Raw genomic sequence first — 2,220 nt, forward strand, 5'->3', positions numbered from 1 at the left:
GGGCGCGCGCCCCCCCCGCGGGGCGGGGGGGGCCCCCCGCCCGGGGGGGGGGGGGGGGCCCCCCCCCGCCCTGCTCGGCGCCAACGGCTCCGGCAAGTCCACCGCCGTCCGCGCGATCATCGGCCAGGTCCCGCTGACCGGCGGCACGATCGAGCTGTTCGGCACCGAGCGGAAGCGGTTCCGCGACTGGTCCCGGGTCGGCTACGTGCCCCAGCGCACCACCGCCGCCTCCGGCGTGCCCGCCACCGTCCGCGAGGTCGTCGCCTCCGGGCGGCTCGCCCGCCGCCGCTTCGGGCTGCCCACCAAGGCCGACAAGGCCGCCGTCCACCGGGCCATGGAGCTGGTCGGCCTCGCCGACCGCGCCGGCGACTCCGTCTCCGCGCTCTCCGGCGGCCAGCACCAGCGCGTCCTGATCGCCCGCGCGCTCGCCTCCGAGCCCGAACTCCTGATCATGGACGAGCCGATGGCCGGCGTGGACCTCGCCAGCCAGGAGATCCTCGCCGCGACCCTGCGCGAGCAGGTCGCCGGCGGTACGTCGGTCCTCCTCGTCCTGCACGAGCTGGGCCCCCTGGAGCCCCTCATCGACCGCGCGATCGTCCTGCGCGACGGCTGCGTCGTCCACGACGGCCCGCCGCCCGAGGCCCTCGGCCAGCACGCGCTGCCCGGCCACGACCACGTACATCCGCACGCGGCCGGCGAGCCGCTCCGCACGGGACTGCTGACCTGACATGGACTTCCTCGAACCCGCCTTCATGCAGCGGGCGCTGCTCGCGGCCGTGCTCGTCGGCATCACCGCGCCCGCCGTCGGCATCTACCTCGTCCAGCGCCGCCAGGCGCTGATGGGCGACGGCATCGGGCACGTCGCCATGACCGGTGTCGGCCTCGGCTTCCTGCTGAACTCCAGCCCGGTCTGGATGGCCACCCTCGTCGCCATCGCCGGCTCGGTCGCGATGGAGCTGATCCGGGCGTACGGCAAGACCCGCGGCGACCTGGCGCTCGCGCTCCTCTTCTACGGCGGCATGGCCGGCGGCGTCCTGCTGATCAACCTGGCGCCGACCGGCTCCAACGCCAACCTCAGCTCGTACCTCTTCGGATCCCTGTCCACGGTCTCCACCGAGGACGTCACCGCGATCAGCGTCCTCGCGGCCTTCGTCGTACTGGTCACGGTCGGCCTGCGCCGGCAGCTCTTCGCGGTCAGCCAGGACGAGGAGTTCGCCCGGGTCACCGGGCTGCCCGTGCGCGCCCTGAACCTGCTGATCGCCGTCACCGCCGCCGTGACCGTCACGGTCGCCATGCGGGTCGTCGGCCTGCTGCTCGTCAGCGCGCTCATGGTGGTGCCGGTCGCGGCCGCCCAGCAGCTGTCGAAGTCCTTCCGGGCGACCTTCGTCCTCGCGGTGGCCACCGGCATCACGGTCACCCTGGCCGGCACGGTCACCTCGTACTACCAGGACGTCCCGCCCGGCGCGACGATCGTCCTCTACGCGATCGGGGTCTTCATCGTCCTGACGCTGCTCGCCACCCCGCTCGCCAAGCGGCGGGCGAAGGCCGCTGCGCAGGCCAACGAGGACTGCGACGCCCGCTGCGTCCCGGGCAGCCGGCGGACCGGCGACGACGTGAAGGTCTGAGCCACGACTGAACCCGGGGGGACGGGGGACTGGCAGAATGGCGGGGGCAGACAAGCATCCAAGGAGGCCCCCGTGGCGACGGCAGGACCCCCCGTACGCGGCCGCTCCACCAAGCAGCGGGCCGCCGTGGCGGCAGCACTGAGCGAGGTGGACGAGTTCCGCAGCGCCCAGGAGCTGCACGACATGCTCAAGCACCGCGGCGACTCCGTCGGCCTGACCACCGTCTACCGCACCCTCCAGTCCCTTGCGGACGCGGGCGAGGTGGACGCGCTGCGCACCAGTGACGGCGAGACGGTCTACCGCCGCTGCTCGTCCGACGACCACCACCACCATCTGGTCTGCCGCGCCTGCGGCAAGGCCGTCGAGGTCGAGGGCCCGATGGTGGAGCAGTGGGCGGAGGCGGTCGCGGCGGAGCACGGCTTCGTGAACGTGGCGCACACCGTCGAGATCTTCGGCACCTGCGCGGAGTGCGCGGCGAAGTGACCTGACAAACCCGTGGGGGGGGGGGCGCGCGCGGGGGGGGAGCGGGGGGGGGGGGCGGCGGCGGCGGCGGCGCGGGCGCGGCGTGGGGGGTGGGGGCGCGCACAGTCTCGCT

General features: G+C 74.5%; 3 protein-coding genes. All 3 read left to right on the top strand.

Translation table 11 applies throughout. The features are described from left to right. A partial coding sequence (locus tag ACFW1I_RS07715) for a metal ABC transporter ATP-binding protein (protein ID WP_384667130.1) occupies positions 1 to 727 on the top strand: 727 nt, incomplete at its 5' end. A 1-nt stretch (position 728) separates the two neighbouring features. Next, positions 729 to 1,625 (top strand): metal ABC transporter permease, encoded by an 897-nt coding sequence (locus ACFW1I_RS07720; protein ID WP_384667133.1) that lies wholly within the window; start codon positions 729 to 731, stop codon positions 1,623 to 1,625. A gap of 72 nt (positions 1,626 to 1,697) precedes the next feature. Next, positions 1,698 to 2,108: a Fur family transcriptional regulator gene (locus tag ACFW1I_RS07725; RefSeq protein ID WP_384667136.1), complete on the top strand. Its 411-nt coding sequence runs from the start codon at positions 1,698 to 1,700 to the stop codon at positions 2,106 to 2,108. The last annotated feature ends 112 nt before the right edge of the window (positions 2,109 to 2,220 follow it).

Origin of the sequence: Streptomyces sp. NPDC058955 (assembly GCF_042741435.1) — a bacterium.
Classification (GTDB): domain Bacteria; phylum Actinomycetota; class Actinomycetes; order Streptomycetales; family Streptomycetaceae; genus Streptomyces.